The organism is Leptolyngbya sp. FACHB-261 (assembly GCF_014696065.1).
GTDB lineage: Bacteria > Cyanobacteriota > Cyanobacteriia > FACHB-261 > FACHB-261 > FACHB-261.
In genome coordinates, this window is record NZ_JACJPL010000010.1 from 23,747 (window position 1) to 38,663 (window position 14,917).

Genomic DNA, 14,917 nt, shown 5'->3' on the forward strand with positions numbered 1-14,917 from the left:
GCCCTTAAGAACTCATGCAAGCTTCAACCACTGACCTAAAGGCTGAACTCAATCACTCCGCTGTTGCTGAGAAGGCAGCTGCTCATCATGCAGAACACCCAGACCATCGCATGTTGGGAGTCATCGTCTTTCTGATTTCAGAAAGCATGATCTTTCTGGGTCTGTTCGCTGCCTATCTCACTTTTCGCTTGGTAGCACCCAGTTGGCCACCGGAAGGAACTCCCAGGCTGGAAACGTTGTTGCCAGGAGTCAACACCCTGATTCTGATCTCTAGCAGCTTTGTGATCCACAAAGCAGATACAGCGGTCAAGAAGAACGACGTTGCTGGCCTACGACTTTGGCTCGTAGCCACGATTGCGATGGGCGCTGTCTTTCTGGCGGGCCAGATTTATGAATACAAACACTTGGAGTTTGGTCTTAAGTCGGGCCTCTTTGGAAGTACCTTCTACGTGTTAACCGGGTTTCACGGTTTGCATGTTTTGGTTGGGCTGCTACTCATGGCGGCTGTTCTTTGGCGCTCCCGGAATATTAAGCACTACTCCCAGGAACACCACTTTGGAATAGAAGCAACAGAAGTTTACTGGCACTTCGTAGACGTTGTGTGGATTATTCTATTCCTGCTGTTGTATATCCTTTAGAGTTGCGATAAGGCAGAAGAAAAACAAGCTCCAAGTCAAAGACTTGGAGCTTGTTTTCGATCGGGACAAGCCCAAGACTTTCGTTCGTTGCGCTTTGTCACATTCATGAGAAAAATTCTCTACATTCCTCTACAATTCCAGAAGTAGATAGGCTAAAGTTCACCCTTGCCTAGTCTTGATTAGTTTTTTTAGCAATTATGAGGTGATAGCGATGGAAGAGCTGGGAAAATACCGCTTTGCCTGCACTCTATCCTTTGGCGATATTTATGGTCAGATTATTGTCTGGCTAATCGTAGTTTTCGTAGCTCTAGCAACATCCTTAGCATTAGGAATGAGCAACCCGCTCTACGGTGCCTTGGCTGTTGGCTTAGTGATTGTTCTGTCTTTACCTTTCCTGCTATTTGCCTTTGTCACTACCCTGTTTAACCACATCGAAATTTACCCAAAAACTTCGGATACCCAAAGCATCAGTGACAAGGTGCCGAGCGTTGCTAGCCGCTCCTAAATTCTCTGATTTCCGAGTGCCTGAGTGTTAGGCGAAGCTACGGCAAATACCACAGGAGGGACAGCCTAGCAATAAGGCTGTCCATGTGTTGAGATTTTCGACTCAGCTTGCGAGAGTCTACTTCTCGTCCTGGAACTTAATAGAGTCCCGTAGTCGTCTAGGAGTTTGAGCTTTAAAAATCTGTGGGGCCACCCGGCTTTATCTCCGTGCCCTGTTGTTACAAAGCCAGTCCGGTCAACACTGAGATTGTTTAGAAGGGTTAGGTAGCCTGACGCGAATGCTCTCAGTGGTCTGGCAACTTCAATTAAGGGGACATTAAGGGAGTCAGGAGTTTGATGTCGGAGTCTCATAAACCTACGCCTGAGCCACTCACTGGTTTTCGGCAGGTGCTTCAGAATCAAGGGTTTCTGATGCTTTGGGGGAGTCAGATCAGCGCACAGATAGCGGACAAAGTCTTTTTTACGCTGCTGATTGCTACCCTCAGCAGCTATCCAACGCTCCACAGTTCAAACTCCATGCGCTCGGCTGTGATGGTTGCTTATACCCTGCCGGCAATCCTGTTCGGCTCAGCTGCGGGTATCTATGTCGATCGCTGGCCTAAGCAACGGGTTCTTTTGGCCTGCAACATGCTGCGAGCTCTACTGGTTCTGGCTTTGACAGTATTTCCAGCACATTTTCTGTTGTTGCTGCTATTGACCTTTTTGGTCTCAACGCTCACGCAGTTTTTTGCACCGGCTGAGCAGTCAGCAATTCCCCTACTCATCCGCCCGGATGGTCTATTGGCTGCTAACGCCCTGTTTACTAATTCGCTTGTGGGCTCGTTGCTGGTCGGCTATGCCATTGGGGAGCCGCTCCTAAGCTGGGCCAAGTCTTGGTCGCCGACCTTTGGGCGTGAAGTCTTAGTAGCTGGGATGTACCTGCTCGCTGGGCTGTTGGTCCTGCGTCCAATTCCAGAAGTGATTGCCCTCAAGGCAGGGCAGAAGACTCATTTCTGGGCTGACCTGTGGGAGGGCATCGATTACCTGCGGCTGAATCGTCAAGTCAGCAGTGCGCTCATGCAACTGACCGTGTTGTTCTCGACGCTGGCGGCACTCTTCGTACTCAATATTGGTTTAGCGCAAGAAATGGGCTTGAAGTCGGAGCAGTTCGGCTTCTTGATTGCACCAGTAGGTCTGGGGCTGGCCGTTGGTAGCGTTTGGCTGGGTCAAGTCGGCCATCGCTTTAGTCATTTGCCGCTGCCCTTGTTTGGCTTCCTAGGTATCGCGGTCAGCCTAGCGGTGTTTACTATTGCCCCGAACTTGTGGGCTGGCTTGAGCCTGAGTGTCTTGCTGGGATTTAGCGCCTCGCTAGTGGCGGTGCCAATGCAAACTCTGATCCAGGAACAAACCCCCGAGCACATGCGCGGCAAGGTGTTTGGCATTGAAAACAACGCCACCAACATTGCCCTCTCCTTGCCCCTAGTTCTAGCAGGGATTTTGGCGGATGCCTTAGGCTTGCGAGTGGTTCTGTTAGGCCTAAGCGTACTCGTGGCCTTATCGGGAACCTGGGCCTGGAGCATCACCAGTAAGGGTTTCCTGGGCTTCTGGACCTGGTGGAGATAGAAGCAAGTGTTCCCTCAAAACTGCTTCTCAGCAGTCCCTAAGAGGCTGTGGAAACAGCTATCTATCACCTGTCACCAGCTTTTCTGTCAGTAGCTTAGAGAAAGCCATGCTCACTGAGGAAAGCTGCCGTCACAGGTTGCCTCGTAACCGTACGACCCCCATTTTGGGTGCTCTGCCCCAAGCCTAAGAACTTCTCGACGTATTTCCCTAACAAATCGGCTTCCAAATTGACGGCTGCCCCAGGGGCTAACTGACTGAGGTTAGTCTCTGCAAAGCTATGAGGGATGACCGCTACGCTGAACAAGCTGCCCTCAGAGTTGCAGTCTGCAACCGTCAAGCTCACGCCGTTCACAGCAACGCTGCCTTTAGGCACGATATAGCGAGCCACACTGGGTGGTGCTTCAAAACTCAGTAGCCAGGAGTCTGCAGTTGACTGGCGCTCTCGCAGATGGCCCACGCCATCAACGTGTCCACTGACAAAATGTCCCCCCAATTTGCTACCCACCCGCAAAGCCGCCTCAAGATTGACCATGGCCCGACTAGGGTGTTCGAGCGTGGTATCGCGCAGCGTAGTCCGGCCTAATGTCTCTGGAGAAACTCCAGCCACAAAGCCATCGCTCAAGATTTCCACCACCGTTAAGCAAATGCCATCTACAGCCACGCTGTCACCCAGTTCTAAGGACTGAGTTAGAGCTGTCGCTGAGCAACGAACGGCAACTCGGGTGGGGCTGAGGGCCTGAACGGCGCCCAGCGCTTGAATAATGCCGGTGAACATGACAAAGCTCCTCAAAGCGAGGCACCAACTGCTTCTTAGGATACAGGGAGCCGTCTAAGTCTCTACAATAGTTAAGGGGATCTGCCATGCTGTTCGGAACTGTGCAAAGAGTTGTCAACAGGCTATTGTGCGCTTGTCAAACCTTTGAAGCCGCCGATACGATCAGGTCTGAATCTGTGACTACATTGTGATCACCTTCTTCCTCCCCTCTTGGCCTAGAGATTTTTAGGGACAACGCCGATGATTGAGATGAGAGTGGCTGGGATTGGCATCGACGCAAATAGCCGCAGCCCTGTCGTTCTCCTGCGCGATGCTACTGAGCGCCGAGCTTTACCTATTTGGATTGGTCAGCCGGAGGCGAAGGCGATTATTAGCGCACTAGAGAACCAAACGCCGCCTCGCCCTATGACCCACGATTTAATCATCAACCTCCTGGAGGGAGGTAGCATGGTGCTGCAACGGATCGTGATTCACTCCCTGCAGGACAATACCTTCTACGCAGCCCTGACTGTTAAGCAGGGAGAAGTGACTAAAGATATCGATGCACGACCCAGTGATGCTATTGCCATTGCCCTGCGCGCCGACTGTCCAATTTGGGTGATGGAAGAGGTCGTCTCCCAAGCTTCGATTCCGGTTGATCAAGAGGCAGATGAAGCTGAGCGGCGTGCCTTTCGTGAATTTATTTCAAACTTGCGGCCTGAGGATTTTGTCCAACGGGGCGATTTGCAGGGGGGTGGCAACTAAGGAGTTGGTCGGCCTCGAATCCCTTTCCGATTGGCCCAATCGTGAAGTATCGTCGTTTTGGCAAAACTAATCTGAACCTGTCGGTATTTTCTCTTGGCACCATGCGTTGCTTGGCGAGCGAGGAGAATGCCATCCAGACTGTTCAGCGTGCGCTTGAGTTAGGCATCAACCACGTTGAAACAGCACGAGGTTACGGCGAGAGCGAGCGTTATTTGGGGCGTGCGCTAGCTCACCTGAGCCTGCGCCCTTTTATCACTACTAAACTCGTTCCGCCTACAGACCCGGTTGAGCTGCGCCGTCAGCTAGAAGAGTCCCTCAACCGCCTGGGTTTGCAGTCTGTAGATGCTTTGGCTCTCCACGGTATCAATACCCCTGAGCACCTGCGTCTGGCACTGGCCTGCCAAGAAACGCTCCACCAGTTACAACAGGAGGGCTTGTTTCGGCACCTGGGATTCTCCACGCATGGCTCACTGGAGCTCATTCAAACCACGCTGCGCACAGGTCTATTTGAATTTGTCAATTTGCACTACTACTGGTCCAACCCTCGCAATGTAGTGGCAGTGCAGCTGGCAGCAGACCTAGATATCGGCGTCTTTATCATTTCACCGGCTGACAAAGGCGGTCTGCTGCATACTCCCTCCACCAAGCTGAGAGACTTATGTCAGCCCTTCTCGCCCTTGGCCCTGAACTACCGCTTTCTGCTAAGCGACTCCCGAATCCACACTCTCAGCTTGGGCGCGGCCACACCGCAGGAACTAGATACACCTTTGGCCTTTGCCGATCAAGATGAGACTTTGAGTGCTGAAGAACAGGTTGCTCTGGCGAGGTTGGAGGCAGCCCTTCAGACTTTAGGACCAGAGCGTTGTGCTCAGTGCTATGCCTGTATTCCCTGCCCTGAGGAGATTCAAATTCCTGAGGTGCTACGGCTCCGGAACTTAGCAGTGGCCTTAGACATGGAAGCCTACGGCCAATATCGCTATCGCATGTTTGAAAATGCTGGCCACTGGTTTCCGGGCCGCAAGGGTAATCGTTGTAACGATTGTGGGGATTGTCTACCGCGTTGCCCTCAGGAGCTGGATATTCCAGCCTTGCTCCGAGACGCCCATGAGCAGCTACATCAGGGGGAGGGGCGTCGCCTATGGGGCTGAGCATTGCCTTTGGGTAAGGCTACGATAAACATAGAGTAGAGACATCCGAGGAAGTTCAGTTAGTCCTCAACCCAAAGTTTAGTCGGCGAAATTGATTTACATCTCCTGTATACAATCGACTCAATCCGGGTCGGCTCAATTCAGGATTTCAAGGTGATCAAATCAGGTGCAGACTAAATTGACCAGGTAAGCAAGACCTGACTGAGCATTTCCTAGAGGAGCCGCAACCTCGAACACTAAACCTCGTACCTCAGAAGAGAGCGGGCTATGACGACGCGCAACCCCAATTCACCTAGGGTCTTCAAAAACGCCATGGAGGAGTTAGTGCTGGAGGAGGTAGACCGCCAGATGCAGCGTCTACCTGTGGCTATGCGAGAGTATGTCAGCCCAGCTGAGGTCGCAGCCTATGCACTGAATCGTTTGCCTCCGCTCTATGCCACCAGTCAAAAGGGCTGGCGAGCCCAACGCTTAAGGGCCAAGAATGAAGCCAGTAGCCAGGTGGTTACGGCGGTACGGCAGGCGATGGTCGCTGTGCAACGCGATCCCCTGCGCGTTTCGGCTCCACTGCCCATCAACCTGGAAGGGATGCAGCAGGAGATGGCCTTAAACGAATTGCGTGAGATTTTGCAGCAGGATGACATCAGCTGGAATAACCTGGCTGAGATCATTGAGCAAACACTAGTTAAGACGGCCCGAGGCCAGATTAGCTGGCACAAGCGAGGCAGCTCATTGCCCAACCAATCTTATGACTGGCACGATGACCGCCGCCTGCTGTAGGGGACTGGCTGGTATAGGGCTAGTACTCAGCCTACTCCTGCCGGGTTCAGCAGCTCTGGCTCAGTCAGTGCCTGTAGAGTCACCGCCCATCTCTGAGAGTGGGCTCACTATCCCTAGCCTCTGGTTGGCCCAGCAGCAGTTTGGCGGCAAGCTCGTGAACGGCTGGCGACCCCGTCCCCGTCAGGGTAGGGTGGACCTGGTGGTGCGCCGCGAGGTATGGCGCTTGATGGATTATCTAGAGCGCTATAACTTCATCAACCGCTTTGGTACAGCGGCTAATGATTTTCGCTATGAGCTGCGCGTGCTAGACACTCAAAACAATGTTTTGGGAGCTTATGCCTGTCAAGCCAATGGTCCTGTGGCAGCCTCTGGACAACCGAGCCGTGACTGTCAGGTTCTCTTGGAGTCTGGGGGAGTCAGCAGCATCCGAGGCGGCTCGCGCCTGTCATTTTGAGCCGCTGTCTATCGGGTTGGGTTTCTGTCCCGTTCTGAGCTCCTGCCAGAGCTGACGGTACTGCTCTGTGGTACTTGGACTCAAAGGCAGGAGTGGTTCGCAGCGTTGCAGAACTATGGCTGGGGGTTGCAGAACTGCTTGGGCTATCTCACCTACCGTAGAATCTGCCAGGGTATTGGCTTCTATCGGTACGGGTGATGTGCCGTTAGTAAATACGGTAATGCGGGCAGCGGCATCAGGTTGCAAGCAGAAGTTGAGCCAGCTCTCGACTTGTGTGGTCTCTGTTGCTGATGTCGAATTGGGTGTCGTCTGGGAAGAATTGCTTGAGCTGGTGGGCTGGACCCAAAAGTCAATCCACAGCGCTGTTCCTGAGCGGGGAACGACAACTTGTAGCTCAGGCTCCTGACGGGCGGCACGTAACAAGTCAGCTGACCAGCCAACAGCGGCCCAACTATCAGCCTGGAGCAAGGGCTGAAGATAGGCATCAGAGCTGTAAGTCAGAACTTGCTGCTGGAGCGCCTGAAGTTGCTCTTGGAGACCGCTTACCGTATTGAGATCGGCGGTGTTGTAGCTGGCCCCCAAGTGTTTGAGCACCAGGCCAATGACTTCGCGCGGCGAGTCTGGCAAGGTGAGGCGACGCTTCAAGGCTGGTTGCCAGAGGTCAGCCCAATCAGTAATCGCAGTTTTGAGCTTGTCCCGTCGATAGCCAATGGCCGTTGTGCCCCAGCGAAAAGGCACTCCCCAAGTCTGGCCTTGGATCTGACCCGAGCGCTGCCAGTCTATAGGGGCTTTGGCCGCTAGGTTGGACCAGTTTGAGAGGCGAGTTGTATCGATAGGCCGCAGCAGTTGCTTAGCCACTGCATCAGCTAACCAGGCATCTCCTAAAGACGCTAGTCCTGGTACTTGGGGTGTTTGCCGCCACGGAGATTTCTTAGCCGATTGATCCTGGAAACTTTGCAAGCTTGCATACAGAGCTGCAGGTGTTTTTAGCTCTCGGATTTCCAGCTTTTGATTGTTAGTTTTACGAAATAAATCAAGAAGCTGAACAGGAATTGCATCTTGCAAAGCCAGAATTTGCAGAGGTTGCTCGCCCAAGAAGCCGCACCCCTCAAGCCCTGAACTTAGCGTCAGTGCCCCTGCACCTAACAGTAACGTGCGTCTTCTCATCGGTTAGAAGAGGCCATATTCAGAAACTGCGTAAATTGCGGCTCAAAAAGCAGTTTTACTGTCCCTACCGGCCCATTACGATGTTTGGCAATAATCACTTCACCGATGCCGCGATCTGGAGTGTCGGGATTATAGTATTCATCTCGATAAAGCATAATTACAACATCCGCATCCTGCTCAATAGAGTTGTGAACAACGATGTTGTTAGCGACAAAGTTGTGATGACCTGGAACTGTGAGATCAAAAACCTCTTCCTCACCAGACTCTGTGATCGATGCTATCTCATCCCAATAAACATCACTCTCGGCTAAGTAAGTTAACTCAAGAGATTGAACGGCTTGAGCGAGTCTAGCAGCACGTCCACGACTCAAATTTTGCTGGTAAATTGTTGTACCTGCATGTGCTGTACCAATTCGCTCGTACATCTGTCGAAGTGTGATTCCATGCTGCTGCATCGCTGGCACGGCATACATTCTCCAAACGGAATAGGGGATTACATCTCGATTGGTGTTCTCAATATGTGAGGCAAGGTAATCTGATACTTCGCTCAGGCTTTGTTGTTTGTAGCCACCAACCGCTCCTACAAAACTCACAAATCTGCTTAGATCAGAGTTCCCTGTGATAACTAGATGATATTGATCGCGCCCCTTGCCGCCTTGGGAGATAACTTTCAATCTGGCGTTGATTTGTAGTCGCAAAAGCAAGGCTTGTACGTCTCGGGCTAGCCGTTCGCTACTGGTGGCATAGTAAGCCATTGGACGAACTGCTTTGCCTTGGATCAGCTTGATTGAACCATCTGTACTCCATAAGTGCCGTAGGAACAGAGCTACTGCATCTTCAGATTGCTCAAAAACCTGGTTAGGAATGTATTTCTCATGGGATCGGAGACCGAAGATTCCCATCCCAGCTAACCAACTTGCGATCGGGTTTCTCAAACCGTGAGTCAAACGGTAAGCCGCAGGCAGGTAAACCTGATACCATTCTCTTTCTCGTTTGATTCGAGGCTTAATCTGCTCTCCAAACGATGTCACCGCCAAGGAAGCAACGGTCTGAGCCAAGTCTTCTTCTCTGGTCGTGTACTGGATGGCATGCCGTGGCAACGTACAGCCATCACCAATCAGGTGCCCTAGCAGGGCTAATTGGCTAGCTGGCATCGATGCTTCAGATTGGCTACTCAAAGAACGGGGTATGGCAATGCGCTCCCCTACGGTCAGCTCGTCTAATCGTTTCCAACCATGAATAGTACGGAATTTGTGATTTCCTGTTGCTCGAATGGCGCGGCCTAATTGGGTCTGAAGTCGCAGGGTCGGTTTTACACCGGTTGAAAAAGCATTGCTGACTAGTGCTCGCTCTAGCTTCAAAGTCGATTCGTTCAGTGCCCAAACAGCAAAGTCAGACTTACCAACCAATTCACGAATCGGTACTTGAACTCCAGTGTCTGCTAATGTAACTAGACTGTCACCGGTCAAGCATCCACTCTCGCGTAAATCTGACAGCATCGGCCTTTTATTGGTACGACCTTCTACGCCCCGTGAAAGTTGCGAGAGTGCAATCACAGGTACGGAAAGTTCACGGGCGAGAGCTTTTAAGGAACGGGTAATGCGCGAAAGTTCCTGTACTCGGTTTTCATTACCTGCACCCTCCATCAATTGCAGGTAGTCGAGTATGACCATGCCCAATGCCCCTCCCTGCTCTGCCTGGAGACGGCGGCACTTGGACCGAACTTCGGTGACGGAAGGGTTGGGAGTATCGTCAATAAACAGTGGAAATTGCGACAGGGCACTGATTGCATGGCCCAAAGGTTCCCACTCATGGGCAGTAATGCGTCCACCACGCAAGCGGCTACTCTCGATGCGTGACTCCGTGGATAAAAGGCGCTGCATCAACTGTTCTTTGGACATTTCCAAACTGAAAACTGCCACAGGTAACTTATGCGCAGCCGCCACATTACGGGCAATATTTAAAACGAACGCAGTGTTATGAACACAGATGTCATTGGCAACAAAATTATGAGTTTCTGGGATCGTCAAGTCATAAACCTGCTTGCATCCTACTGATTCAATAGAGACGATCTCGTCCCAATAAACATCGCTTGTCGCCAGCTGTTGAAGCGGCAGATCATCAAGAGCAAAAGCTAACTGGAGTAGCGTTTCCCGGGATAGAGCATGTTTGCCAGCATGAATATTTAGATCCTCTCGAATGCCCGCTCTCTTCGCTAGCGCCTGCCAAGACTCAGTACCTTTCGCCTGAGCAATCTGTTGCCATTCAACTGGAATTAGATCGCACTCGCTCTGATAGGGCTTCTCGGTGAGTGCTGCTTGCACTTGTGCCAGAGCCTCTTCTTTGCCCAAGATTCCTATCTCGGCAATGAAGGTCTTAATGGACTGGAGATCAGTAATGTCAAGTTGCCAATGTGCCAGAGCCTCTTCTTTGCCCAAGATTCCTATCTCGGCAATGAAGGTCTTAATGGACTGGAGATCAGTAATGTCAAGTTGCCAAGCAGACTGACTGTTGCTTTTATTCTGAGGTGATGTTTTTTTGAGGGCAGCAACGATTCCAAACCGCAGTAGCAGATGCTGAACTTGACGCGCTAGCCGTTCGCTAACCGTCGCATAGCCCAGTTGCGATTGCCCACTTGCAAGAACTGTGGCCCAGCCGTCTGTCGAGAACAGGCGATTGAGGAATAAAGCAACCTGAATGCGATTGAGTTTGAAAACAAGTGGGGGAACAGCTTCAGCTACTGGTCCAAGTGCTTCAAGCTCACTATTAGCTATGACCTCTGAGCCAAAGATCTCTAGTTTGCGAGGGACAGCAATCACATGACCAGGTTCTAATTCTGCTAGTTGCTTCCAGCCTTTAGCCGTTAGAAATGGATGGGTAATTGTGCTCTCAATAACTCGGCCTAGGCCAGTTGTTACTTTGAAGACAGGTTTGTGGCCGTCGTCCACAAAGGCGGAGGGAGAAGTGAGATGGAATCTCCAGTCTTGTCCGAGGGTCAAAAGTTGCGCTTGGCGACGCTGATAAATCGCTTCGATGGTGGCAATACTGCCATCTGCTAATACAATTTCTGAGCCGTGGGCTAGGCACTTGCCCATGGACGGCCTTGCAGCCAGGATGATCAGATCTGAGCGTTGAAAGCCTTGGGTCATTGCGTCTAGGTCATAGAAGCTAGTCGCGAGACCCGGCAAAATAGTATTGGTTGCCCGCCCCTCAATTTCGGCAAAGGTTGCTGTGAGGATCTCTGCGGCAGAGGCTAAGCCACCTTGCGGTCGGTCCTGAGTGACGTTGAACAGGTCCTGCTCGCAGGCCGACATGACAGTGTTGAGTTCGGTGCTGGTGTCGTAGCCCCGACGCACCACATCCATCCCCACCCGAATCAGGCTGCGCCGTTGATAGCGCTCCGCCACCATGCGGGCGTATTGATCGATGTTGACGGCACTAATGGTGCGCTCTAGCAGAGCTGCTAGCTTCTTTTGCCCACCCACCCGCTCCAGCAGGTCTCGATCTACGAGCCAGGCGGCCACACTCATCAGATCTGTGGGGATGCCCTGGGCATGCAGGGCCATGGCAGCCCGGTAGATTTCCTGGTGGGCCGTGAGGTAGAACGACTCTGGCTTGAGCAGATCGGTAATCCGCGTGACCGCCTCTGGGTCAAGCAAAATGCCCCCCAAGATCGCCTCCTCTGCCTCAATGTTTTGGGGAGGCAGACGGTCGTTGAGGGGCTCGATATTGAGTTCCTGCATGGGGCAAGGCTATCTGGACGTGCTGAACGTGCTAGAAGCTTAACTCCCTGGTGTGACCTGTACCCGGATTGTGGCGGTCACTTCTGCGTGAAACTTGACATGGACCTCGTAGACGCCGGTTTTGCTGATTTCCGGTACCGTCACTTCGCGAGGATCGATCTCTAGACCTGAAGCCTCCTGGATTACCGTAGCGACGTCGCGGTCGGTTACGGTACCGAAGATGGCATCGCCTTCACCAACCTTCTTGCGAATCACAAAGCGGTTGATGGTCTCTAGCGCGGTCTTGCGGCTTTCGGCCTCTTCACGCTCCGCTTGCAAGCGTACTTGTTCGCGTGCCTTGGTCCGCTCAACTTGCTTGAGAATACCAGTGGTCGCCCGGACGCCTAATCCTTGAGGGATCAAATAGTTGCGGGCGTAGCCGGGGGCAACCTTGACCAAATCTCCAGCGCGACCTAGTTTGCTGACGTCGCGACTCAGCATAATCTGCGTGTCTTTCTTTGCCACAGTCCGTACTCCTTAACCTGCCCGTTCGTTAATTCAAGATACTCGAAAGCACTCCAGTATACCTGGAAACCAGGTTTCACGGCTCTAGGTTTGCGTGGCTACCAGGTCATTTAGGTAAGCACGTTACAGAAACCCGGCGATTGAAATCGCGGCTACACGGGCGAAACCCGCCTTCGCGGGTTGAAGAAGATGAGAGCTAATTTCACGCAACTGTATTTGCATTTAGTTTGGGCGACTTGGGATCGCCTTCCCCTAATCACACCGGATATTCAGAAGCGAATCTATGGGGCAATTATCCAATCCTGCGAACAGCTCGCTTGTACTGTTGTTGTAGTGGGTGGCATTGAAGATCATGTGCATTTTTTAGTTGGAATTCCACCGACGCTAACTGTGTCTGACCTCATTAAGAACGTGAAAGGTAGTTCCTCCCATCGCATTACTCACGAAGCTAAACCCGATACTTTTTTCAAATGGCAGGGTGGTTACGGAGCATTCACTGTTAGCCATGAAAACTTAGAACAAGTAGCTAAATACGTCAGAAACCAAGCTACTCACCATCACCAAAAACCAACCATCCCAACCTGGGCATTATCTCCCCAATGATTTCCAGTCCGCCTTCGCGGACTTTGCCTGTCTAGCCGCAATTTCAATCGCCGAGTTTCTCTGAAGGTTTTCTACAAGCTCACGCTGCATCCCTGCAAGCTCACACTAGTTCTCCCCATAGTTACGGTAAACAGCTACAAGGTCTAGCCTTTTCCTTGCTCGTTTACGCCCAATGGCTACAAGGCCAAATCAAATCCCTACATGTCTGTGCTGGATAACTACAAGCTCTAGCTGAACCTCCACACGTTTGTGCTGAACAACTACAGGCTCTAGCTGGATCTGCGCAACCTTTGGGGAAGTGCAGCACTTGTGAGCCTGGCAGCATAGACGCTAGTTAAATCTGAAGGAGTCTATAGAGTATCCGGGTCAACCCCTAGCTCTCGCAACTTAGCATCTAGAGACTCTGCTCGTTGTTGTGCCAGTTCCTTCTGCTGTCGTTCAACTTCTGCTTGTTGCTGAGCCAGTTCCTTCCGCTGTGGCTCGCTTTCTCCCTCTGTCGGGACCAGTTGTCCTTCAGGCGTAAAGAATCGCGGTTGTCGTTCGTGGAGACCCAGGTAAAGTTCTAGTTGTTGACTCCACAGCCATCCCTTAGCGGTAGGTTCTAGCGGCTGATATTGCCCTTCAACCAAGTGAAATCCGGCGAACTCTAAAGTCTCAGGATCAAACCAGAAGTAGTCGGGAGTGCGGAAGATCCGCTCGTAAATTTCCTTCTTGAGTCCCCGGTCGGTATTGGCCGTGCTCTGCGAGAGCAACTCCACAATCACATTGGGGTACAAACCATCCTCATGCCAGACAGTCCAACTCCTTCGGGGTTTGCGCTCAGTCCCCAGGACCACAAAGAAGTCTGACCCTCGAAAGTCCTCACACTTACGCTGGCGAGGACTGTAATAAATGGTGAGATTTCCAGCTGCATAGAAGTCGCTGCGTTCGCGCCACCACCAGTTGAGACAGGCCAACAGCAATACCATTTGCTGCAAGTGCAGATCGCTTTCTAAGGGCGGCTCGTCACTCCATAAATCACTGGGAGGAAAGGCAATTTCCTCGGACTCAGGCGAGGGTAACTTTGGAGGAAGCTCTGGATCTTGGGTGAGGAACATTGCAGATCCGCCTCGATAAGCGCTAGCTGATGCAATCAGTTTATCGGGACCAGTTTGCAGCAAGCGAGACCCTTGCAAGAACACCGCGAGAACATCGAGAACGTCTAGATCAGCTCTGGCCAGCAAGCAATCTAGTGAACAATCCATCTATGCCTATGCGAGAATGCCTCTGCTTGGCATAAAACACTCTGGGTAAATGGTTACAAGTTCTCCTGTCAACAAAACAGAATTGCCCCCAATGCTGCGGCTGGTCACAGGCTTGCTGGCAGTGAAACCAGTAGCGGCGCTGGCTAAATTGGGCGCTCGCAACATGATGATCAACCGCGCAGAGTCAATGGGCGTGATGTGGCGTTCGGAAGTGCAAAAGCTGCGCCAACGCGACTGGCAGTCAGATCTTGAGGCAGTGACCAACCCCGAGGTCACCTATCCGGACTACTATCTCACCTCCTTTCATGCCTACGAAGACGGGAACATGAACCTGGAGGCCGCACTAGAAGTGGAGGTTGCCGCTTACGCGGTTCACTCTCGCGTTTGGTCTGAGCCCAAGAGAGATGGGGATGCTTGTCTACGCCAGTCCTATCACAGCCTATTGCAGCAGGCCGTCCCGGCCCCCCAGAACATCCTGGACATCGGTTGCAGCGTGGGCATGAGCACAATGGCGCTCCAAGAGGTTTATCCAACAGCGCAGGTAGTCGGCCTAGATTTGTCACCCTACTATCTGGCCGTGGCCCAACACCGCTACCGCGAGCAAGGACGACAGGTTCAGCTAGTTCACGCTGCCGCTGAGCAGACAGGCCTGCCAGACCAGTCTTTTGATCTGGTATCGATGTTCCTGGTTTGCCATGAACTGCCGCAAGCTGCAACGGTGGCTATCTTTCGGGAGGCACGACGATTGCTGCGTCCAGGTGGCTCGTTGGCAATTATGGATATGAATCCCAGCTCAGAGATTTACCGCAAAATGCCACCCTATGTGCTGACCCTACTCAAAAGCACAGAGCCTTACCTGAACGAGTATTTCACCCTGGATATCGAACAAGCGCTGGTTGAGGCCGGGTTCAACTCTCCCACCGTGACCAGCAATAGCCCTCGCCATCGGACGGTGATTGCTACTGTTGCTTAGTAGGGGATAAAAGCTAGTCGTCTTGCTTGAGTAATCAAAGT

14 protein-coding genes are annotated in these 14,917 nt (G+C 52.2%); 9 read left to right on the top strand and 5 right to left on the bottom strand.

Annotated features, from left to right (window positions below):
- The first annotated feature begins 14 nt into the window (after positions 1-14).
- From H6F94_RS04385 to H6F94_RS04395, 3 genes are all read left to right on the top strand, one after another.
- Complete coding sequence (locus tag H6F94_RS04385) at positions 15-638, top strand: cytochrome c oxidase subunit 3 (protein ID WP_190801018.1); 624 nt, start codon at positions 15-17, stop codon at positions 636-638.
- A gap of 211 nt (positions 639-849) precedes the next feature.
- Entirely contained in the window at positions 850-1,143 is a 294-nt protein-coding gene (locus H6F94_RS04390) for a hypothetical protein (RefSeq protein WP_190801019.1), read from the top strand.
- 335 nt (positions 1,144-1,478) lie between these two features.
- Positions 1,479-2,744: an MFS transporter gene (locus H6F94_RS04395; RefSeq protein WP_190801020.1), complete on the top strand. Its 1,266-nt coding sequence runs from the start codon at positions 1,479-1,481 to the stop codon at positions 2,742-2,744.
- A gap of 94 nt (positions 2,745-2,838) precedes the next feature.
- On the opposite strand, the gene H6F94_RS04400 is transcribed toward H6F94_RS04395, so the two are convergent.
- Positions 2,839-3,519, bottom strand: a complete 681-nt coding sequence (locus H6F94_RS04400) for a riboflavin synthase (protein ID WP_190801021.1) — start codon at positions 3,517-3,519, stop codon at positions 2,839-2,841.
- Positions 3,520-3,759: 240 nt separating this feature from the next.
- On the opposite strand from H6F94_RS04400, the gene H6F94_RS04405 reads away from it, so the two are divergent.
- The 4 genes from H6F94_RS04405 (at position 3,760) to H6F94_RS04420 (ending at position 6,642) form a co-directional block, all read left to right on the top strand.
- Positions 3,760-4,263 carry a bifunctional nuclease family protein gene (locus tag H6F94_RS04405; RefSeq protein WP_190801022.1) on the top strand — a complete coding sequence of 168 codons (504 nt, stop codon included), beginning with the start codon at positions 3,760-3,762 and terminating at the stop codon, positions 4,261-4,263.
- 41 nt (positions 4,264-4,304) lie between these two features.
- Positions 4,305-5,411, top strand: coding sequence for an aldo/keto reductase (locus tag H6F94_RS04410; protein ID WP_190801023.1), 1,107 nt, complete (start codon positions 4,305-4,307; stop codon positions 5,409-5,411).
- A gap of 267 nt (positions 5,412-5,678) precedes the next feature.
- Positions 5,679-6,188: a late competence development ComFB family protein gene (locus H6F94_RS04415; protein ID WP_199320208.1), complete on the top strand. Its 510-nt coding sequence runs from the start codon at positions 5,679-5,681 to the stop codon at positions 6,186-6,188.
- On the top strand, positions 6,157-6,642 hold the full coding sequence (locus H6F94_RS04420) for a hypothetical protein (protein ID WP_190801024.1): 486 nt from the start codon (positions 6,157-6,159) through the stop codon (positions 6,640-6,642). Before H6F94_RS04415 ends, H6F94_RS04420 begins: the two co-directional genes overlap by 32 nt.
- Here the strand turns inward: H6F94_RS04420 and H6F94_RS04425 are convergent.
- The 3 genes from H6F94_RS04425 to rplI are packed head-to-tail and all read right to left on the bottom strand — an operon-like array spanning position 6,634 to position 12,056.
- A complete protein-coding gene (locus H6F94_RS04425; RefSeq protein ID WP_190801025.1) occupies positions 6,634-7,809 on the bottom strand; it encodes an extracellular solute-binding protein in 1,176 nt (391 codons plus the stop codon). The two genes, H6F94_RS04420 and H6F94_RS04425, sit on opposite strands and share 9 nt — an antisense overlap.
- Positions 7,806-11,552, bottom strand: coding sequence for a replicative DNA helicase (locus tag H6F94_RS04430; protein WP_190801026.1), 3,747 nt, complete (start codon positions 11,550-11,552; stop codon positions 7,806-7,808). The genes H6F94_RS04425 and H6F94_RS04430 overlap by 4 nt, the downstream gene beginning before the upstream one ends.
- Positions 11,553-11,591: 39 nt before the next feature.
- Positions 11,592-12,056, bottom strand: coding sequence for a 50S ribosomal protein L9 (gene rplI / locus H6F94_RS04435; protein ID WP_313949220.1), 465 nt, complete (start codon positions 12,054-12,056; stop codon positions 11,592-11,594).
- A gap of 189 nt (positions 12,057-12,245) precedes the next feature.
- Between rplI and tnpA the strand changes: the two genes are divergently transcribed.
- Complete coding sequence (tnpA, locus tag H6F94_RS04440; protein ID WP_190801027.1) at positions 12,246-12,659, top strand: IS200/IS605 family transposase; 414 nt, start codon at positions 12,246-12,248, stop codon at positions 12,657-12,659.
- A 350-nt stretch (positions 12,660-13,009) separates the two neighbouring features.
- On the opposite strand, the gene H6F94_RS04445 is transcribed toward tnpA, so the two are convergent.
- Complete coding sequence (locus tag H6F94_RS04445; protein ID WP_242040997.1) at positions 13,010-13,903, bottom strand: Uma2 family endonuclease; 894 nt, start codon at positions 13,901-13,903, stop codon at positions 13,010-13,012.
- Between the two features lie 91 nt (positions 13,904-13,994).
- Between H6F94_RS04445 and H6F94_RS04450 the strand changes: the two genes are divergently transcribed.
- Positions 13,995-14,876 (top strand): class I SAM-dependent methyltransferase, encoded by an 882-nt coding sequence (locus H6F94_RS04450; RefSeq protein WP_242040998.1) that lies wholly within the window; start codon positions 13,995-13,997, stop codon positions 14,874-14,876.
- Positions 14,877-14,917 lie beyond the last annotated feature (41 nt).